Consider the following 20,489-nt stretch of genomic DNA (forward strand, 5'->3'; position numbering starts at 1 on the left):
ATATTTCTTATCTTTGATATCTTCATAAACTATTTAAATATGAACTATTTCATAGCCTTTTTTTCTTTACTATTCGTTGGAATTACAAACGGTCAAACGTTAAAATCGCCTGATAATCAATTAGAACTGATTTTCGAACTAAATCAATTAGGGAAGCCAACTTATCAATTAAAATATAAAAACAAAAGCGTTATTCAACCCAGTAATCTGGGATTAGTGCTGAAAAATAATGACAATTTAGTGGATGGTTTTGAAGTAATAAATGCTAAAGCCACTTCATTTTCAGACAAATGGAAACCCGTTTTAGGCGAAGAAAAAGAAATTCTCGATCAGCACAATCAATTGATTGTTGAACTTCTTCAAAAAGCCACCGGTCGTAAAATGAATTTAGTTTTTCGATTATTTAATGAAGGATTGGCTTTTAGATATGAAATTCCTACCCAAGAAAAGTTAAATTATTTTGTTATTGCTGATGAAGAAACGCAATTTTCATTAACCGGAGATCATAAAGCTTTTTGGATACCGGGAGATTATGACAGTCAAGAATATAGCTATAATGAAACCAAATTGTCCCAAATTGATGTGGATAAATTAGACATGAATAATGGAATTGGGATGAAAGGACCTATGGCAAAATCCAGAATTCAATCGCCGGTGATGATGAAATCAGCCGATGGATTATACCTCAATATCTTTGAAGCCGCTGTGGTCAATTATCCGATTATGCATTTGGATGTGTATACAAAATCGTTTCAGATGCAATCGCATTTGGTTCCCAATGCCATTGGCGATAAAGCCTATTTACAAGCTCCTGCAAACACACCATGGAGAACGATTATGGTAAGCGATGATGCTCGAATAATTTTGGCCTCCAAAATGGTCTTAAATTTGAACGAACCCTCCAAAATTGAAGATACTTCTTGGATAAAACCGATGAAATACGTTGGAATTTGGTGGGAAATGCACGTAGGCAAAGCCACTTGGGATTATGCGGGTTCACAAAACGCTCAAATGGCTCAGGAGGCCGAATTAAAACCAACCGGAAAACACGGAGCAACCACCGAAAACACAAAAAAATACATCGATTTTGCAGCAAAACACGGATTTGATGGCGTTTTAGTGGAAGGATGGAACGTAGGTTGGGAAGATTGGTTTGGCAACTGGAAAGAAAATGTTTTTGATTTTGTCACTTCCTATCCCGATTTTAATGTGGAAGAAGTGCAAAAATATGCAGCATCCAAAGGTGTTAAAATGATCATGCACCACGAAACCTCAGGTTCTGTTTCCAATTATGAAAGAAGACTAGACCGAGCATTTTCATTTATGAAAAAACATAATTATGATGCAGTTAAATCTGGGTATGTTGGAAAGATCATCCCAAGAGGAGAATGGCACGACGGACAAACAATGGTAAATCACTTCAATTACGCAGTGGAAAGAGCTGCAGATTATAAAATTATGGTTAATTCACACGAATCATCCAGACCAACGGGTTACCATAGAACTTACCCAAATTACATTGCGGCAGAGGCGGCTCGTGGCAACGAATTCAATGCGTGGAGTGTGGGAAATCCACCGGCACACGAAACGATTTTGCCGTTTACACGCTTTTTGGGCGGACCAATGGATTATACACCCGGAATTTTTGAAATTAAAATGAGCCATTATGATGCCACCAAGAAGGAGCAAGTGCACACCACGTTGGCTAAACAATTAGCGTTGTATGTCACGATTTATAGTCCGCTACAAATGGCGGCCGACTTGCCTGAAAATTACGAACGCCATTTAGATGCTTTTCAATTTATTAAGGATGTGGAAGTAGATTGGGATAAAACGGAGATTTTAGAAGCAGAACCCGGCGATTATGTCTCTATCGCTCGTAAAGCAAAAGGAAAAGAATCCTGGTTTTTAGGAGCTATTACCGATGAAAATCCTAGAAATACAGAAATAGCCTTAGACTTTTTAACACCCGGAAAAAAATACAAAGCCACCATTTACCAAGACGGAAAAGACGCTCATTGGGAGAAAAATCCAAAAGCGTATTCCATTAAAACCATCGAAGTAACTGCTAAATCCAAATTAAAATTAAATTTAGCAGCCGGTGGCGGAACGGCAATTAGTTTCTTTCCTATGTAATGGGAATAGGTTAAAGGTGATTGGTAATGGGACAAAATCCGTTCAAATCCAATATAGCGAAGCTATCAAAATCCGCTTAAATCCGCGTTTAGCGTAGCTAATCTGTTAAATCCGTGTTCCATTTACAAGAAATAATTATAGAAAAAAATGAACAAAATATACCTCGATAACGCCTCCACAACTCCCATACGCCCCGAAGTAATTCAGGTAATGGCCAATGTGATGCAAACCGAATTCGGTAATCCATCTTCCACACACAGTTTCGGACGAGGTGCAAAAGTGATTTTGGAATCGGCTAGAAAAAGTATAGCCAAACACTTAAATTGTTCCGCACAAGAAATCATTTTCACTTCTTCAGGAACCGAAGCTAATAACTGGATTCTGCGAAATGCAGTTGCTAAAATGGGTGTTAAACGAATTATTTCAACCAAAATTGAGCATCATGCCGTTTTGTATCCTATTTTAGAATTACAAAAAGAGTTTGGAATAGAAGTTGAATTCCTAACCATCTTTCCTAACGGCCATATTGATTATTTGCAATTAGCTACTTTATTGGAAGATACAAAACCTACTTTAGTAAGTCTCATGCACGTGAATAACGAAACCGGAGTAGTGTTAGATTTGAATCGGGTAGGCGAGTTGTGCAAATCCGCAAATGCCTATTTTCACTCTGATACCGTGCAATCTATCGGTAAAACGGAAATCGATTTACAAGAAATCAAGGTTGATTTTTTAGTTGCGAGTGCACACAAATTCAATGGTCCAAAAGGAATTGGTTTTACTTTTGTAAAGAAAAACACCATCATTTCACCCATGATTTTTGGTGGTGAACAGGAAAAAGGCCTTCGTGCCGGAACCGAGGCCGTTCATCAAATTGCCGGGATGGCCAAAGCCTTAGAAATGGCTTATCATCATTTGGATACGGAAAGAAGTGCCATTTTTGAGTTAAAGAAATATACAATAGAAAAATTAGCACAACAATTTCCTTCCATAAAATTCAACGGTGGATTGGAGACCTTTTATTCTATCTTGAATATTCAATTACCCTTCGCTCCGGAAAAAACAACGATGATTTTATTTGAATTGGACATGAAAGGAATTGCTGCTTCGCGAGGAAGTGCTTGCCAGTCGGGAAGTATCAAACCTTCGCATGTGTTAGCCGAAATTTTATCGGAAGATGAACTCAAAAAGCCAAGTCTTCGCATTTCGTTCAATCATCAAAACACCAAAGAAGAAATCGATTATTTTATTTCGTGTTTGGCAGCGATGTAAGTCAGAATGATTATTTTTGCTCAACAACACAACCCACATGTATAAATTATTAATTCGACCTATTTTATTTTGTTTCGATCCGGAACAAGTACACCATTTTACGTTTTCACTCATTCGGGTTTTAAATAAAATTCCCGGTTTTGGATTACTTTTTCAATCGATTTATGAAGTGAAAAATCCTAAATTAGAACGAGAAGTATTTGGTTTGAAGTTTAAAAATCCGGTTGGTTTGGCAGCCGGTTTTGATAAAGATGCCAAATTATATCAAGAATTGTCCAATTTTGGTTTTGGTTTTATTGAAATAGGTACCTTAACCCCAAAACCTCAAGAAGGAAACCCTAAAAAGCGTTTGTTTCGCCTAAAAGAAGATTCAGCCATCATAAACCGTATGGGTTTCAATAATGGCGGTGTTTTGGAGGCGGTGGAACGATTAAAAAAAAATAATGGCGTTTTAATTGGTGGAAATATTGGAAAAAATAAAAATACACCTAACGAAGAAGCTACTTCCGATTACGAAATTTGTTTTGAAGCGTTATTTCCACACGTTGATTATTTTGTGGTGAATGTAAGTTCGCCCAACACACCTAATTTGCGAGCGTTACAAGAAAAAGAACCATTGACGCAATTATTGCAAACGCTTCAGAATCTGAATTCACAAAAACCGAAACAAAAACCAATCTTACTCAAGATTGCACCGGATTTAACCAATGAACAATTGTTGGATATTATTGACATTGTCAATGAAACCAAAATAGCCGGAGTAATTGCGACCAATACAACGCTTTCCCGCGAAGGTTTACAATCGGAGAATAAATCTGAAATGGGTGGACTGAGCGGAAAGCCATTAACCAACCGTTCCACTGAAGTGATTCGTTTTTTGAGTGAGAAAAGCAATAAATCCTTTCCAATTATTGGTGTGGGTGGAATTCATTCTGCCGATGATGCAATCGAAAAGTTGAATGCCGGAGCAAGTTTGGTGCAGCTTTACACCGGTTTTATTTATGAAGGGCCGAAGTTGATTAAGGAAATTAATGAGCGGATTTTAAGTAATAATTAAAGTTGTTTTTTTTCAGTTGTTTGTTGACTAAACCCTGACTGAATACTGCGACTGCAAACTGCAAACTATGTTTACTACATTCCTCCTCGCATCCATCGCCCTAACACTCTCTCCCGGACCGGATATTTTATACGTCTTGACGCAAAGTATTTCCAATGGAAAAAAGTTCGGAATAGCCACAGCGGCCGGTTTGGTTTCCGGTATTTTGGTGCATACGACATTAATTGCTTTAGGAATTTCCGCCATAATTAAACAATCTGAAATAATCTTTACGGGAATCAAAATTCTAGGTGCTTGTTATTTACTTTGGATTGCTTTTCAAGTGTATAAAGCACCGGCTTCCATTAATTTAAAATCGAATATTAGCAAAAAGAAGTCCTTATTTTCATTATTCAAACAAGGTTTTATAATGAATGTGCTCAACCCGAAAGTGACTTTGTTTTTCTTAGCTTTCTTTCCGGGTTTTATCGATGAAAAATTAGGCAATGTAACACAGCAAATTTATTTACTTGGCTTTTTATTTATGCTACAAGCTTTTGTGATTTTTTCTTTGGTAAGTATTTTAGCGGATAAGCTTACTGTTTTCATCCGAAATAACAACACATTTTCCGTTTTTTTAAAATGGTTTCAAATTGTGGTTTTCATACTAATCGCTGTGCTGATTTTGATATAAAAAAAACCATTCTGAGTCAGAATGGTTTTTTTATGAAAATATTTTTTTTATTCTTGCGATAAATTTCGCAATTGTTTCAACTTGTCTTTCCAAGTTTCCAATTCGTCTTTATGCTTTTCGATGTTTTTTAATACTTCTTTCACAAGCGGATTGTCTTTTTTAGCATTTGTAAAAAACTGAATGTTGTTTTCTAACTGAAAAATTTCAGATTGAATTTCATCAATTTTACGTATGATAAATATTTTTTCGCCTTCCAATTTTCTGCTGTCATCCGAACCGGCTAGTTGCTCTAATTTGTTGGAAAAACGCATCATATCGCCTTCTTTTTTGCTCAAACTTAATTTTTCAAACAAGGCATCCAAAATCTTATTAAACTTTCCTTCAATATGTCTTCTGGAAAAAGGTACTTTACCAAACGATTTCCATTGTTCAATGTGAGCTTTGATGGCCTCTAAATCGGTTTTGTGATCACCTACTAATTCAAAATCTTTCATGGAATCCAAATAAGCTTTTTTCTTGTCAAAGGCTTCAATTTCCTCTGAATTTGCTTCGTTTCTCGTGGCTTTCATTCGATCGAAATAGTGATTACAAGCCTCTTTGAATTCTTTCCAAATCTTATCGGAATATTTACGAGGAACATGACCTATTTGTTTCCATTCCTCTTGAATTTGTTTCATAAGCGGTGTTGTAGCAGCAAAATCTTCACTTGTACTCATCGCTTTTGCTTTTTCAACCAAAGCTAATTTTTTATTTAAATTATCGCTTTGTTCCTTTTTAATGTCTTTATAAAAAGCATTTTTGTGCGAATTGAAATTGCGAACGGCAGTCTTAAACTCAGCCCACGTATCTTCATTCACTTCACTGGGTACTTTACCGGCAGAAAAGAAGTCATTTCTGAGTTTTTCTACTTTTTCTATATATCCTTGCCATTGTGAATGAGCGGTTACTTCCACTTTTGCTAATTCTTCAATTTCGGCAATAATGGCTTTTTTTCGCTCTAAATTGGCAACTTCTTTTTCACGTTGATTAGCAAACAAACTTTCGCGTTTGTCATGCATTTGCTTCGTTAATGCACTAAATTGATTCCAAATCTCTTCACGGTGTTCTCTGTCTACCGGTCCGATTTCTTCTTTCCAAATACGGTGCAAATCTTGTAGTTCACGGAAGGCTTTGGTTATGTCTTCTTCGTTTACCAATTCTTCTACACGAGCTATAATTTTTTGTTTTTGCTCCAAATTGTGTTTAAAATCTAAATCCCTTGCTTCGCGATCTAAGTGCAGATAATCATAAAAATTTTCTACATGAAAATGATAGTTATTCCACACATGGTTGTATTTGTCTCGCGGGATTGGACCAATATTTCTCCATTCATCACGCAATTCATTAAAGTGTTTCAACGTATCTTTAATGTTTTCTTGCGGATTGATGAGGTTTTTAATTTCTTCCACAATTGCTAATCTTCTGTTCAAATTAGCTTGTAAATTGTTTTGCAAACTTTTAAAGTGAGCGTTTTGCTTTCCTTTAATGAGTTTGTAGAGCGAATCAAATTTTGGTTTTAAAGGCAAATGATATTCAAAATCCTCTGTAGAATCCGGATTTTCAGCTAAAAACTCATCCCTTTTTTCATCAATAAAATGATTGTATTTCGATAAAAATTCTTTTTTAATTTCCTCAACATGTTCTTTGATCGACATGACTTTTTCAACCGTAGAAAGTTTTTCCAGTTCATCCACCAACGTTTCCATCGACATGGCATGATAATCCAATAAAGGAATGTTGTGGCGGTCTTTCAACGTTTCATCCTCGCTTTCTTCCGCATTCGAATCATCAATGGCATTCAATGCTTTTTGATGTTCACTTTCGGTCATCGGACTGTCATCAGCCAATTCTTCGGGAGAGATTTCCACCACCACTTCTTCCTCTACGGAAGTTAACGGAGCGGTTTCAACTTCTTCCGAAACGGTTTCAGCAGTTTCTTTGATTTCGTTATTTAAAACGTTTTCTTGGTTTCCATCTGTCTCATTCTCAATTGGCGACAGGTTATCATTCTTTTCTTCTAACATCGAACAAATGTTTAAGGTTCATATAATAAAGGCGAAAGATAATAAAGTGTTCGCAAAATTCAAAGGAATCACACTTTTAAAGTTGTTTTTAGTTTTTTGAAGCGAATGGCTCGGGCATTTTCAGCCAACCATTTTCCCGCAATCCGCTCTGTTTTTTGCTCTCCTTTAGCTATCGGGACTCCACAAAGGATGCCGCTCCTTTCGGGGCAAGGAGGGAAATGTAGTTGGGTTTCAAGTTTCAGGTTTCAAGTTTGAGATTTGTTCAAATGAAAATGTTCTCAAAGCGTATCCTTGAAAATCCACCATAGCAAAGCTATCAAAATCCATGAAAATCAGTTTTATCTGTTTAATCCGTGTGCTTTTAAAAAAAGCGATGCGATTGAAAAGTTTCAGGTTTCAGGTTCAGCAACTTGTAACATTAAACTTGAAACAAAAACTAACTCTATTTATTCCAAATTTTCCACCCTTTTTCAGCCTGAAACACCAGCATTTCATAACCGTTTTTGGTGACAGCATTTTTGGCTTTGGCACGTTTTAGGAATTCAGTTTCTTCGGGATTATAGATTAAATCAAAGGCGATATGTTCTTTCGTGAAAAATTCATACAGAATTGGAGGGAATTCCTCTACGTTCGGGTGCGTTCCAAGTGGGGTGCAGTTGATTATTATTTGGTAATTATCGAAGGTAGTGGCATTGATGTATTTATAATCCAAGGCATTTTCTTTTTTGCTTCTTGAAACAAATGTGTATAAAATACCCAATTTCTCCAACGCAAAAGCGACTGCTTTGGAAGCTCCACCGGTTCCCAGGATTAAAGCTTTTTGATGATGCGATTGTAACAAAGGTTCTAATGATTTTTTGAAACCATAATAATCCGTGTTATACCCTTTTATCTTTCCTTTCTTTGTGATTTTTATGCAATTAACCGCACCAATTTTTGAAGCATTTTCATCCAATTTATCGAGATAAGGTATGATTTTTTCTTTATAAGGAATAGTAACATTCAAACCTCTTAAATTTGGATTTTCTCGAATAATTTTAGGGAATTGGTTGATGGCTTGCAGGTCAAAATTTTCATAAAAACAACCGGTCAGTTCTTCTTTTTCAAATTTGTCATTAAAATATTTTTTAGAAAAAGAGTAACTAATGTTCTTTCCAATTAAACCGTAAAGCCTATTTTTTTCGAGTGCGTGCTCCATACCATTCTAAGCCTAATACTAATACAATACCAACAAATATATAAAAAACAGCCCATAAAGTGTCGGCTGACATTTCGGGTAAATAGCGTTTATAGGTGGCTACAATATGATTCCCGTTTCTATCAACAAGCAGGTTGCCGTTTTGTGTTGCATAAATTTTATGTTTCCATGGCCAAACTACTCCTAATGAGCCAATGATAAAGCCCAGAATAGAAGCATAAGTGACTTTTTTGAAATGTTTTATTAAATAACTCAATAAATTTGAAAATGTAACTAATCCTGTTAGGGAACCCAGTGTAAACGAAACCAAAACTTTTAGTAAATGTATACGTCCGGTATCATTAACAAAACTAAAATCGCCTACGAGAATATCAGCAATCGTGTCGTATAAGGAATTAACTGAATCAACTAAAAGTAAGACGTAATTGCCCATCAACATCATGATGAAGGAACCGGAAAGACCGGGTAAAGTCATTCCGGAAACACTAATAATGCCACATAGAAAAACGAAAAGAAGATTTGAATTTTCGGTAGCCGGATCAAAAAAACTAATACCGATGCCGAGTAAAGCTCCAACAATTAGTGCTGTTCGTGCCGTTTTTGTCCAAGTACCTTCAAAATCTTTGTTGATGTAATAAATGGAACCAATAATCATCCCAAAAAAACAAGCCCACACTTGAATCTCATAACGGGTAAGTAAAAAATCCAAAATTTTGGAAATACTAAAGAAGCTTATGATGATACCAAGAATTAACAAGGACAAAAACGGTCCGTTGATGTAGCGGTATAAACTTTTGAATCTTCCGGCAATTAAAAATTTGAATGCCGTTTTGTTGACTCGTTTAAACGAATAAATAAACTCTTCATAAAAACCTGCCACAAAAGCTACAACACCACCGGAAACTCCCGGGATTTTATTGGCCAAACCCATTGCAATCCCTTTTAGGACAAGAAAAATTTTATCGGAAAGGGAACGTTGGACTTGCATTTATTTAGCGAATTTAACGGCTGCTTTTTCCAGAATAAATATAGTCAAAAATCCGAAAACCATCAACACAATAGCCATCATTAAGTGATTTTCGCCTTCAAAATACTGTGGAAGAATGCTTTTTTCCATAAATGGTACTTCGTTTCCGTGTGAATCAATTCGGGTTGACAAAACTTTTTTCCATGGCCACACTTTGTTGAGCGAACCCAACATAAATCCGGTGAGCAATGCCAACGTAGCATTTCGTTGGTTGTCAAACATCCAATGCAATACTTTTGAAAACAATTTGAGTCCTAAAATAGCACCAATAGCAAAGGTACCTAATTTTAAAACAGCTTGTCCAAGAAGCTGCAAGTTGAATCCAATTAAGGCTTCTCTAAATTGGTTAATTGTCCCGATTACAACAGCATAAGAACCCATTAACAGTAAAATAAACGCACCGGAAACGCCGGGTAAAATCATTGCAATAATGGCTATAAATCCGGAAATGAATAGATAAAAATAACTATCCGGTGAGGCAATTGGTTCGGCAATAGTGATATAGTAGGAAAGAGCTGTTCCGATGATAAAAGTTAGCCATGCGGCAAGATTAAATTTAGTAATTTGTTTCCCCACAAAAAAGATGCTGGCAATTACTAATCCAAAGAAAAACGACCATACCAAGATGGGCTGCGTTTCCAAAAGATGGGTAATGACTTTGGAGAGGGATAATATGCTAAGGGCAATTCCGCTCAAAAGTGCCAACAGAAAACTTCCATTAATTTGTTGCCAAGCGATTTTGAATCCGTTTTTTTTCCATGATGAAAAAAAAGAAAAATCTACTTTGTTGATGGTGTCAATTAACTCTTGATAAATACCGGAAATAAAAGCAATTGTTCCACCGGAAACACCGGGAACTACATCGGCAGCACCCATCGCCATGCCTTTGAGGGTTATAAAGAAATAATCGGGAAAAAGTTTTCTCATAAAAAAAGCGTTCCGCCTATTGAAACGGAACGCAAATTAGGGAAAATTTTATAATTAAGTTGGAAATTAGGCTAAGATTTTACATGTTTTGAAATTACATTTTGCACTATTTTTTTATTCCAAACAACAGGAAACAATTCTTCCATTAATGTTCTGTTATTGGCGTTCAGTTGCAAACCGTTGGTTAGGTGAAACTTGCCTTTGTCATTTTGTTGTAACATATAGTACATTCCTGCTAAACGGTATTCTATTTGATATTCGTCCGGGAAAAATTCGGAAGCTTGCAATAACGTTTGAATGGCACTGTCAAACTCTCCTAAAAATTGAAGAATATCAATCCAAAACAACCACGTGTCTAAATGAGCATCGCCAAATTCAACTGCTTTTCGATAACCAAATTCCGCTTCTTCATAAAAATTCATATTGCGGTTAATGGTGGCATAGCGTTTCCAATACAATTGGTTTTCATTGTCAATGGCCAAGGCTTTGTTGACATAAAACAAGGCTTTTTGAAAGTTTTTTAAACGAATGTAAAAATCAGTTATGGCAATCCAACCTTTGTCTAACAATGGATCTTCATGAACGGTTTTGTTGTAAAACTTGATGGCTTCGGCTTTGTTGCCTAACTTTTCATGGCATTTGCCTATTCGTAATAACGCATAGGAGGTAGGGTCTTCTAATTCGATGGTCCGTTCGTAGGCTTCTATGGCTTCTTCAAAACGTTTTAGTTTTTCGAGTGATTTCCCTTTTTCCATGAAGGCACCAATAAATTCGTCGTCAATTAAGGTGGCATAATCAAAACAACGCAACGCATTTTCGTAGTTTTTGATGCTGTAACTCAATCTCCCTTGTTGGTGCCAAGCGATTTCGCTGTATGGATTTTTATCGATGTACTTTTCTAAGTAAGCAATTGCCTCTTGTTGTTGGTCGAGAAATTCAAAACAATAGACAACATTATACAAGGCAGCTTGGTCTTCGACATCTACTTCTAAACATTTAATGAAATTGTGTTTTGCCAATTCCAGGTTGTCCATGAAGAGGTATTCCATTCCCATTAAATTGTACACATCGGCATAATCATCGGTAAATTGTAATGCTTTTTCCAATTCCTCGATTGCTTTTTCGTGTTGGTCACGTTTGGAATAGATGTTTGCTTTTTGGATGTAAATCTCTTCATTGTGGGGTTCAATGGCATACAACTCGTTGAGCATTTTTTCAGCTGCATCAAGTTTGTCGTCATAAATCAACATTTCAATCTGAACCAGTTTTAAACCGGTTGATCTTGGGTGTTGTTCGAGAGCTAATTTCAAGGCTTTTTTGGCCAGAGATGCTTTACCCATATCGAGATAGTGAAGAATAATTTCTTCAAATTCCTCGGAATCGAAAAAGAAAACTTTATTGGTTTTCAACATCGATTCAAATCTCGATAAGGATACGTTGTAATCGTCTTCTTCGTGACTTAAATGCATACTCGATTGTTTTAAAATTATCCTTCTCTAAATTAGGAAAGGATTGCTCTGATTCTATTTTTTTATGGAATTGTTGTAAACAATTTAATTAACAGTTTTTTTGGTTCTTAGTTCTTAGTCCTTAGTCCTTAGTGGTTAGTCCTTAGTTCTTAGTCCTTAGTTCTTCTAAAGCTTCTAATAAAATGCTGCAACCTTCTCTAATTTCTTCTTCAGAAATGGTTAAGGGTGGTGTAATTCGGATTGCTTTTCCTTCAAACAGCAACCAAAAAAGAATTAAACCTTTGTCTTGGCATTTGAAAATCACTTCATTGGTAATTTCCGGTGTTTCCACCATTGCGGCCAACATTAATCCTTTTCCTCTTATTTCTTTTATCAAAGGATGTACCAAAAGTTGTCTGAACAGTTTTTCTTTTTCCAACGTTTGAGCCATTAGGTTGGTTTCAGTGACTTCCCGAAGGGTTGCCAAACAAGCGGCTGCTATGACAGGATGTCCGCCAAAAGTGGTTATATGACCTAATTTTGGATCATGACTTAACAAATCCATGTATTCCGCTCTGGCCGTAAAAGCACCAACCGGCATTCCGCCACCCATTCCTTTGCCCATAATAACTACGTCGGGAACCACATTATAGTTTTCAAAACCGAACATTTTTCCGGTTCTACCAAAGCCGGGTTGAATCTCATCGATAATCATCAACGCACCGACTTCTTCACAACGTTGCTTGACTTTGGTTAAAAATCCATTTTCCGGTTGAATGAATCCGGCTCCTCCTTGAATACTTTCTACAATGACGCCTGCGGTTTTGGTGGTAATTTTTTGAATGTCATCCAAATTATTAAACGTAATAAAATCTACATCGGGAATAAGTGGACGAAAAACTTGTTTGCGTTCTTCAAAACCCATGACACTCATGGAGCCTATCGTGTTGCCATGATAGGCATTATAACAAGAAATCAATTGACTTCTGCCCGTAACTCGACGGACGAGTTTTAACGCCCCTTCGGTGGCTTCGGTTCCGGAATTGACTAAGTAAGTTTTGTTGAGTGGTTCCGGCATATTTGCTGCCAAAAGTTTACAGAATTCAACAGCCGGGTGTTGAGCATATTCGCCGTACACCATCACATGTGAATACTGGTCTAGTTGGTCTTTGATGGCTTGGTTTACTCTCGGATGTTGATGTCCCAAACTGCACGCTGAAACACCGGCGACAAAATCTAAATATTTTTTGTTATGGGTGTCATAAATATAACTTCCTTTGGCATGCGAAACTTCCATCGCAAGCGGATAGGGGGAAGTTTGGGCTTGGTATTTAAGGAAATCTTCTTTCATTATGGTAAAAGGGTATAGGTAATTGGTAAAGGGTGATCCTGACTACGCAATATTCTAACTGTCTTTTTTCTTTTCTTTCTTTTCTTCCGTTACTTGACCTTCTAACGTTTCTTGTCTCACTTCCAAGGGCACTGCTTCCATGGCATCTTCGGCTTTTTTCTCTTCCATCATTTTTTCATTGTATTCGTTTTCTTCGGGAGGAAAAATATCTTCTTTGGATTTGATACGTTCTTCGCCTCGCCAAATAAATCCCCTGAGTTTTCGAGCATTTTCGGGCAATTCTGCTTCGGGATAAACTTCTCCTTCCACTTGTTTAATAAAGGTAATTGTATCAATTTGATTTCCATCCAGCGTCATGTTAATGCTACTGCTTTTACTTTTGTTAATCCCGATGAGTTCTTGGTTTTCATTACGCATGTAATAAATGACTTCAGTGTTTTTAACAACATCCACTTCATACAATTTATTGTCTCTGAATTTACCATAAAGGTTTAACCCTTTCACTTGGTTATAGCCTGTGCCAATGGTATCTTTTGACGCAATAAAAGTATTTCCTAACACTTTTAAAGAATCCAATTTTTCTGTTTCTTTATTGGAAATTAGATGCATGACATCGCCGGTCATTTGGTTATCAAAATTCCACATCACCGGGTTTTTGATGAGCTTGGTTAGCCCGGTTTTTTCATCGGAATGGAGTGAATCACATTTACCGCTCATGTCTATTTTAAAAAAGCGGACATTGTTAAACGCTCTAACCACTCGGTTTTCGGGTTTTCCGGTAACGATTAGTTTTTTTCCGTGAATGTACAGGGTGTCTTGTTCCACCAAGGTCATGGCTACCGCTCTTTTGGTCATCATAAGCGAATCTTTTTCCCGATACACTTCACCGTAATGGCCTTTTACGACGCTGTTGTTGATGGAATCTGTTACTTTTACATTTCGTGTAGCCGATGCAAATTCACGGTTTCTGTCGTAATACAAACTATCGCCCTCAATCAAGCGATTGTTGTATTTGATGTAGGAGTTTTTGACAAAATGGGAGAAGTTTTTCTTGGTGTCGTAAAACCCTTTTTCGGTATAGATGTAATTTTCTTTACTGGTGATGGTTGAAGGGCCGAAGAGGTAGGCATGTCCCACTTTTTCATAATAATCCAAGTGATTGGTTTTGATGACGTATTTGGGGTTGGTGATGGTGACTGCATTTCTGAACTGATACATTTTTCGCTGAATAACGTAGGTTCCGGCTTGACTAACCAAGGTGTTTTCTTTGTCTTTTATCGTTCCTCCGGTTTTGTAAAAAGCTTGTTGAGCATTTCGGTCAAAATAAAGTACATCCGTTTCTAACGTTGAGCTGGGTGAACTCATCACCACATTGCCTGAAGCATAGGCTTGTTTATTCTCTCCATTGTATTCGGCATAGGTGCTGGTCATGGTGATGGTGTCGCCTTGAATCATTCGCACCTCGCCAAACGCTTTGATGTAATTTTCTTTTTTAAACAAATAGGCTTTGTTGCAAAACATAGTGGCTCCGTCATGGCTCACGCGAACGTTACCGGTTAACAGAACGGCATCGGGATATAATGCTTCGTCTACATCAAAAAATTCGGAGTATTCCACAAAGATTTCTTTGCTTTTTTGACTCCAACTTTGTTGAAAGCAAATTAAACAGAAAACGATAAAAAGAAAAGTTCTCAAACGTAAATTTTTGCCAAAATTACTAAAAACGCTGATACTACAATGGTTGTTTAGATTTATTTAAGTTCATTATTTATAAAAGCAAATTTTAAGTTGCCTTTTATTTGACTTGCTTTTGATCAGCCTTTTATATGAAGTATAACAACCTATGATCAACCTTTGGTACGCTATAAACACGCTATAACCTCATTATAACATTACTGTAAATAGATTAAAGCAATATAAATAAAAATTAATTTAAGAGAAACTGTCACTTAGAAGTAAGTTACAAATGTACTTAATTTTTTTGATTTTTGTTTGTTTGGTAATCTTTTTCAAAGGTTATTATATACTCACAAACGGCATCATTTCGTCGCTAATTTGTTTGCGTAACGCATTTAATTTGATAGCATATTCTTCCATTTTCTTTTCGGAATCAGAAGTTGGTGTCCATTTTTTTACTTCTAAAGGTTTTCCGTTTTCATCTACGGATACAAACACGATGATGCAGTGGGTTTTTTTCTCAAATTTTTGGGTGGAAAAAGTGCGGGAATAGACATCAACCGCAATGTGAATACTGGTTTTGCGGGTGTAGACCACGGTGGCTTCAATTTTGATGACTTCGCCAATGCTGATGGGTTTATAAAAACGGATTCCGCCCACATAGACGGTTACGCAATAGGTTTCTGCCCAGCTTCGTGCACAGGTGTAAGCGGTTTGGTCTATCCATTTCATCACGACACCGCCGTGTACTTTGCCACCAAAATTAACATCGGTTGGTTCACTGATAAACTGAAAGGAAATTTTATTTGTCATAGCAAGAAGAATTGAATGATGGATGGCAACATTTATCAAAATTACTAAAAACCAATTAACAAGATGGTTCTTGGGATTTATTTTAGGATAATTTTATTATGGAGGGTTAATTGTGTATTTGGCAATTCGTCAATTTGCTTTCTCCGTTCAAAGAAAAGTTGTAACCATCCTACTTGTTGAAATTGGAACGCGGATGACGCGGATGGAAAAAATTTTCACGGATTTTTTTTCGATTCGCTTTGCGAAAGCGGATGAAGGCGGATTCGTGTGTGCTTAATTTTTCATTGATTATGTTTTTTTAACCGCAAAGGACACAAAGGAGGCACTAAGTTCGCTAAGACGTTTCACTTTTTTTTTCTCGCAAAGACGCAAAGACCCAAAGACGCTGCATTTCTTTGTTTACTTTAGCTAACATTTCCTATTGATTATTTTTTCTCTTCCACCTACTGTGTCATGCTCCGTTCAAAGAAAAGTTGTAACCATACTACTTGTTGAAATGGGAACGCGTATTGGGTAGTTTCGGAACGGATTTAGATAAAGCAGTTACACTCTTTTTTACCACTAAATCCCTCGCAATCTTGTCATGTCGACGATAGGTGACATCTCATCAATGTGTCAATTAGTTAATCCGCTTTCTCCGTTCAAAGAAAAGTTGTAACCATCATAATTTGTTGAAATTGGAACGCGGATGACGCGGATGGAAAGGATGAAAATGATTTTTGGATTCGCTTAGCGAAAATGGATGTAAACGGATTCGTAAGTGCAATCCTTTTTCTTTTTTGAAATACGGCTCTCTTTCTCAGCATGAAAAAAACTTAGCTTCTCAGTGCCTCAGTACCTTAATTCCTTCAAAATTTCCGAACAAAAAGAGGTTTGGTTCGGGTCTCGTTCGGGATTTGTTCGAACCGTGTTCGGAAAAAGGGGTCGTTTTCCGAACAAATACGGAAGCTGTATCGAACAAATGTGGAACAAAACCCGAAAAAAGGGTCTTTTTTTGTGTTTTTTTGTAGTATTATATTTTCTTTTTTTAACATTAAGGAGTTAAGCTTTATGTAAGGTTCATTAAGTTTTACTTTTTACTCAGCTACTCAGCCTCTCAGCCACTCAGCCACTCAGTTACTCAGTACCTCAGCACCTCAGTACCTCAGCACCTTTTTTATTTCATTTTTTTTATATATTTGTTTTTCAATTACACGCCATATGACTATAACTATCCGAAAAATTGAGCACAGAGGAGCGATTCGCATCGGGATTTTTTTTGAAAAGAATTATGCGATACAGCAGCAACTAAAAGGGATTGGTGCTACATACAGCAAGACCTTTACCTGTTGGTACATTGATTACAATAAAGCAGCGTATCAACAGCTCAAAACTTTATTTCCTGATTTACAGATCCAGCAACCGGTGGCCGGCGAAACGAGTAGCCGTGACCTTCCACCCATAGCGACAAGCGAGATTCAGTTAGGTTTACCACCACTAAACAACCCTGAACATAAAGTGGAGCAATCACTTAAAGAAAAATTACGCCTGGAGTTGTTGACCAATATTGGAAAGTATTGGGTTTTTAAAATGCATTATCAGCAATCGATTAGCAAACAATTGTTATCGGTAAAGGGAGTTTATTGGAATGCCAATTATAAATGCTATATGGCCCTGCGGCATCCGGATGTAAAAAAATCGGTAGAACAAATTCTTGAAACCCCTCATTTTTTTGGTGAAGATTACCTCAGTAAAGAGCGAAGTTATAAAGGTGAAAAAATCATTCTGAAGCCTCATTTGGAAGATGTGGCTTGGATGGAAGTGTATGTTCCTAAATTGGTAGCCGTACATGAAAAAATCAAACGTTTTTCGATGGCTCGCTACAGCAAAATAAAAGATTGTTATTTAATTCCTGCTGCTCCGGTTGCCTATGAGAGTTTAGGTTTACAAATGGAAGTTTTGTCAATTGAAATGGTCAATGAGCTTCCGTCCAACTATCTGCAAAAGAAACATTTACCTAACCGAAAACAAATTGAGTTACGCAATGCCAAGACGCGTATTTTTGACCAAGTTCCGGAGGTTGGAAGGCCTTTTGTGTCTAAAATGATGGATACCATTTTGGCCTTTAATTATAGCCATAACACCTTACATTCCTACAGTAGTGCATTTATTCAGTTTTTAAAGCAGTTTGACTTTCAAGATCCGGCAACCATTGAACAAGATGCTATTGTTGGTTATTTGGCCACTTTGATGGAACGCGGATTAAGTGCCTCAAGCGGACATACGATGGTAAATAGTATTCAATTTTATTATCATCAGGTGTTAGGTAAAAAATATTACACGTTTAAATTGCCCCGACCTAAGAAAGAGAAAAAGTTGCCAACGGTGCTCACCATGGAGGAGTGTTTGCAAGTGTTTAAGGCAGTAGACAACCCCAAACATAAATTACTTTTATTGATTGGGTATGGAGCCGGCCTTCGCGTAAGCGAAATTGTAACCTTACAATGGACCGATATTTTGTTTGATGAACATAAAATTCACTTAAAAAACGCCAAAGGCAAAAAAGACCGTATGGTGATGTTGCCGTACTCGATTATTCAGTCGTTACGGGTTTATAAAGAAATGTACAAAGGCAAGCAGTATGTTTTTGAAGGACAATTTGCCGGAGAGCCTTACAGCACTACGAGTGTTCAAACTGTTATGCGGCAAGCATTGGTGAAAAGCGGATTAAGCAAAAAGGCAACGGTTCATACTTTACGGCACAGTTTTGCTACCCATTTGTTGGAGAATGGCACGGACATACGCTATATTCAACAATTCTTGGGACACTCGAGTATTAAGACCACCACCATTTATACACATTTGACCAAAAGTGCGGTGGATAAAATAAAAAGCCCTTTGGATATTTTGGTGGATGAAACTAATAGGAAAAAACTTGAGTAGTTATTTTGTGGTTTGAAAAAAGTTATATAAACTTGTGTATATTTACTAGTTAACAGCAATTAAGAAGAATGAGTACAACATTTGAAGTCATACCAATTGAAACAACCGAAATTACGTTTAGGCAAGTTGTTGAATTATCTGAAAAAAGGATAAACTCATTTTTGAAGCAAAATAATATTGACAAGGATATTTCATTGAATATTAACTTACACGAGAATTCAGAAAAGTATGTTAAAGAAATTAATCTTGATTCTGCATTTGAATGGCAAGAAGACGAATATGTTTGGTTTAAAATTGATGGAGTAGCGGGAGGAACTGATTCTTATTGTGAAGTTTTGAAAGATTTATCAGAACCAAATGATCCTTGGTGGAGGCTTGATGACTTTAAAGCAAACAATTCAACAATTGAAGATTTTGATAGCAAAATTGAAAAAGTAAAAAATCTCAATAGATATTGGACTTTAAGAAGGTCTATGGGACAAACAGGATTAATAAACTTATCATATGGATTAATTAGTGCTTCAATAGCTGAATTAACGAATGGATTTATCTGGACTGATGATGGAGCATGGGATTATAAGAAGTTTCCTGCCGAACCAGTAGAATTCTATAAATGGTACTTTAATCCAGATGTAGAAGAAAATGAAGAATTTAGTGATTGGGCAAAAAGGTGTTTAAATGGAATTAAAGAAGAAATAATAGCTGTTAACAATGGCTCAAACGCAATGGCGGATGAATCTGTAAATGATACAATAAATAATAAAACAAACTTTTGGTCTAAATTGAAAAGTTGGTGGTCGTAAACCGCCACAGCGTTTAGCCGAGTCGTTAGCAGTCATTATGAACCAAGAAACCGTAAAAGAGGTTTTATTTTGATTGTGTTTAGAAACTTAAATAAAAAATGACGGAAGATTTTAATCTTTAAACTCTAAAAGTGAGTATACTAAATTTAATTTGTCAAATGTTTTAGTATCACCAACTTTGTTTATTTCTTTTATTAAGTTAACTATAGTTTCTTTATCTTTTACAGATAGCAAAATCTTTTCAGTATTATCGAAACTTAAAATAGAAATTAAATCTAATCTAAAAGATTCAATACTATTATTCATAAATGCAAGCAAATTTTCTGATAGGTTACTGCCAATTCTTCTATAATAAAGAATACATTTAGCACTGAAACGATAGCTATATAAACTATAAAAAATATAACCATTTAAATTTTGGTTACTTAAAGCTTGTTTTGCCTCATTTTGTTTCAGTGTGACTAATTCATAATCAAAATCATTTTTTAAATCATAAATTGTATGTTCTATATTTTTATAATTGGTTTCGTAATTGGTTGTTATGCTATTGATTGTCTCGATAAAAGCATCAATTCTACTATTGACAGTATGAATGCTACTTTCAAAGGATGTATTGATAATTTTGACTCTATCATCGAAAAGCTTGAACGAGAGAAAGCCCGCAAAAACAAGACTAAAACCAATAACACTTAAAATTAAAGTTGTATCTTTTTCTTGCTGTCGGATATACATTTCTTCTTTAAACTGACGTTCTTTTATCTGAGCATCTGTAAGAGGTAAATTTGATTTAAGTCTTACATTTGCTTCCTTTAGAGTTTCGTATTTATGTTCAAGATTGCTAACTCGATAATACATGAAAAGCAGTAACAAAGAAAAAGCTATTGTAAGTGAAACAGTGTAAAAAGTATCTTTCATAAAAACGTGAAGTTAGAAAAACGAAAATAAGAAATATTTTAATAATTTAGCGAGAAGAACGACAAATCAAAAAAATAACGCCTGCTAACAGCGGTTTTGCAAGATGGCAAAGTTCAGGATTTATCCGAAAGGAAAGTGAATAAACAAAATTAATTATTAATCGGTAAACGCTTGGTGTTCAATTATTTGCCACCTCGCAAAGCCACA

At 36.2% G+C, this 20,489-nt stretch carries 15 protein-coding genes; 6 read left to right on the top strand and 9 right to left on the bottom strand.

Annotated elements, in window-relative coordinates:
- The first annotated feature begins 39 nt into the window (after positions 1 to 39).
- The 4 genes from EQG68_RS11400 (at position 40) to EQG68_RS11415 (ending at position 5,138) form a co-directional block, all read left to right on the top strand.
- Complete coding sequence (locus EQG68_RS11400; RefSeq protein WP_129465010.1) at positions 40 to 2,136, top strand: glycoside hydrolase family 97 protein; 2,097 nt, start codon at positions 40 to 42, stop codon at positions 2,134 to 2,136.
- A gap of 147 nt (positions 2,137 to 2,283) precedes the next feature.
- Positions 2,284 to 3,408, top strand: a complete 1,125-nt coding sequence (locus EQG68_RS11405) for a cysteine desulfurase family protein (protein ID WP_129465011.1) — start codon at positions 2,284 to 2,286, stop codon at positions 3,406 to 3,408.
- Positions 3,409 to 3,445: 37 nt separating this feature from the next.
- Positions 3,446 to 4,465 carry a quinone-dependent dihydroorotate dehydrogenase gene (locus tag EQG68_RS11410; RefSeq protein ID WP_129465012.1) on the top strand — a complete coding sequence of 340 codons (1,020 nt, stop codon included), beginning with the start codon at positions 3,446 to 3,448 and terminating at the stop codon, positions 4,463 to 4,465.
- 67 nt (positions 4,466 to 4,532) lie between these two features.
- Positions 4,533 to 5,138, top strand: coding sequence for a LysE family translocator (locus EQG68_RS11415; protein ID WP_129465013.1), 606 nt, complete (start codon positions 4,533 to 4,535; stop codon positions 5,136 to 5,138).
- Positions 5,139 to 5,185: 47 nt separating this feature from the next.
- Here EQG68_RS11415 and EQG68_RS11420 read toward each other — a convergent pair whose 3' ends face one another.
- From EQG68_RS11420 to EQG68_RS11455, 8 genes are all read right to left on the bottom strand, one after another.
- The gene (locus EQG68_RS11420; protein WP_129465014.1) at positions 5,186 to 7,201 is read right to left on the bottom strand and encodes a DUF349 domain-containing protein; all 2,016 of its coding nucleotides are present in this window, start codon (positions 7,199 to 7,201) and stop codon (positions 5,186 to 5,188) included.
- A gap of 442 nt (positions 7,202 to 7,643) precedes the next feature.
- Positions 7,644 to 8,399 carry a shikimate dehydrogenase family protein gene (locus tag EQG68_RS11425; protein WP_129465015.1) on the bottom strand — a complete coding sequence of 252 codons (756 nt, stop codon included), beginning with the start codon at positions 8,397 to 8,399 and terminating at the stop codon, positions 7,644 to 7,646.
- On the bottom strand, positions 8,374 to 9,387 hold the full coding sequence (locus tag EQG68_RS11430) for a DUF368 domain-containing protein (RefSeq protein ID WP_129465016.1): 1,014 nt from the start codon (positions 9,385 to 9,387) through the stop codon (positions 8,374 to 8,376). The genes EQG68_RS11425 and EQG68_RS11430 overlap by 26 nt, the downstream gene beginning before the upstream one ends.
- Complete coding sequence (locus tag EQG68_RS11435; protein ID WP_129465017.1) at positions 9,388 to 10,353, bottom strand: DUF368 domain-containing protein; 966 nt, start codon at positions 10,351 to 10,353, stop codon at positions 9,388 to 9,390. It abuts the gene before it with no gap.
- Between the two features lie 71 nt (positions 10,354 to 10,424).
- Complete coding sequence (locus tag EQG68_RS11440) at positions 10,425 to 11,822, bottom strand: tetratricopeptide repeat protein (RefSeq protein WP_129465018.1); 1,398 nt, start codon at positions 11,820 to 11,822, stop codon at positions 10,425 to 10,427.
- Positions 11,823 to 11,964: 142 nt separating this feature from the next.
- Positions 11,965 to 13,152 carry an aspartate aminotransferase family protein gene (locus EQG68_RS11445; RefSeq protein WP_129465019.1) on the bottom strand — a complete coding sequence of 396 codons (1,188 nt, stop codon included), beginning with the start codon at positions 13,150 to 13,152 and terminating at the stop codon, positions 11,965 to 11,967.
- A gap of 54 nt (positions 13,153 to 13,206) precedes the next feature.
- A complete protein-coding gene (locus EQG68_RS11450) occupies positions 13,207 to 14,769 on the bottom strand; it encodes an OstA-like protein (protein ID WP_317125522.1) in 1,563 nt (520 codons plus the stop codon).
- 402 nt (positions 14,770 to 15,171) lie between these two features.
- Positions 15,172 to 15,642 carry an acyl-CoA thioesterase gene (locus EQG68_RS11455; RefSeq protein WP_129465021.1) on the bottom strand — a complete coding sequence of 157 codons (471 nt, stop codon included), beginning with the start codon at positions 15,640 to 15,642 and terminating at the stop codon, positions 15,172 to 15,174.
- 1,200 nt (positions 15,643 to 16,842) lie between these two features.
- Here EQG68_RS11455 and EQG68_RS11460 point away from each other — a divergent pair.
- Entirely contained in the window at positions 16,843 to 18,564 is a 1,722-nt protein-coding gene (locus EQG68_RS11460; RefSeq protein ID WP_129465022.1) for a tyrosine-type recombinase/integrase, read from the top strand.
- A 68-nt stretch (positions 18,565 to 18,632) separates the two neighbouring features.
- Positions 18,633 to 19,367: a hypothetical protein gene (locus EQG68_RS11465; RefSeq protein WP_129465023.1), complete on the top strand. Its 735-nt coding sequence runs from the start codon at positions 18,633 to 18,635 to the stop codon at positions 19,365 to 19,367.
- Between the two features lie 111 nt (positions 19,368 to 19,478).
- On the opposite strand, the gene EQG68_RS11470 is transcribed toward EQG68_RS11465, so the two are convergent.
- Positions 19,479 to 20,282 carry a hypothetical protein gene (locus tag EQG68_RS11470; protein WP_129465024.1) on the bottom strand — a complete coding sequence of 268 codons (804 nt, stop codon included), beginning with the start codon at positions 20,280 to 20,282 and terminating at the stop codon, positions 19,479 to 19,481.
- Positions 20,283 to 20,489: the final 207 nt, after the last annotated feature.

This window comes from Flavobacterium piscinae (genome assembly GCF_004122145.1).
Classification (GTDB): Bacteria; Bacteroidota; Bacteroidia; order Flavobacteriales; family Flavobacteriaceae; genus Flavobacterium; species Flavobacterium piscinae.

Bases quoted from the DNA above. Each gene is read 5' to 3' on its own strand.
- EQG68_RS11455 (WP_129465021.1), bottom strand. From the start codon at position 15,642: ATGACAAATAAAATTTCCTTTCAGTTTATCAGTGAACCAACCGATGTT.
- EQG68_RS11400 (WP_129465010.1), top strand. From the start codon at position 40: ATGAACTATTTCATAGCCTTTTTTTCTTTACTATTCGTTGGAATTACA.
- EQG68_RS11405 (WP_129465011.1), top strand. From the start codon at position 2,284: ATGAACAAAATATACCTCGATAACGCCTCCACAACTCCCATACGCCCC.
- EQG68_RS11440 (WP_129465018.1), bottom strand. From the start codon at position 11,822: ATGCATTTAAGTCACGAAGAAGACGATTACAACGTATCCTTATCGAGA.
- EQG68_RS11425 (WP_129465015.1), bottom strand. From the start codon at position 8,399: ATGGAGCACGCACTCGAAAAAAATAGGCTTTACGGTTTAATTGGAAAG.
- EQG68_RS11460 (WP_129465022.1), top strand. From the start codon at position 16,843: ATGACTATAACTATCCGAAAAATTGAGCACAGAGGAGCGATTCGCATC.
- EQG68_RS11410 (WP_129465012.1), top strand. From the start codon at position 3,446: ATGTATAAATTATTAATTCGACCTATTTTATTTTGTTTCGATCCGGAA.
- EQG68_RS11445 (WP_129465019.1), bottom strand. From the start codon at position 13,152: ATGAAAGAAGATTTCCTTAAATACCAAGCCCAAACTTCCCCCTATCCG.
- EQG68_RS11420 (WP_129465014.1), bottom strand. From the start codon at position 7,201: ATGTTAGAAGAAAAGAATGATAACCTGTCGCCAATTGAGAATGAGACA.
- EQG68_RS11465 (WP_129465023.1), top strand. From the start codon at position 18,633: ATGAGTACAACATTTGAAGTCATACCAATTGAAACAACCGAAATTACG.
- EQG68_RS11430 (WP_129465016.1), bottom strand. From the start codon at position 9,387: ATGCAAGTCCAACGTTCCCTTTCCGATAAAATTTTTCTTGTCCTAAAA.
- EQG68_RS11415 (WP_129465013.1), top strand. From the start codon at position 4,533: ATGTTTACTACATTCCTCCTCGCATCCATCGCCCTAACACTCTCTCCC.
- EQG68_RS11470 (WP_129465024.1), bottom strand. From the start codon at position 20,282: ATGAAAGATACTTTTTACACTGTTTCACTTACAATAGCTTTTTCTTTG.
- EQG68_RS11435 (WP_129465017.1), bottom strand. From the start codon at position 10,353: ATGAGAAAACTTTTTCCCGATTATTTCTTTATAACCCTCAAAGGCATG.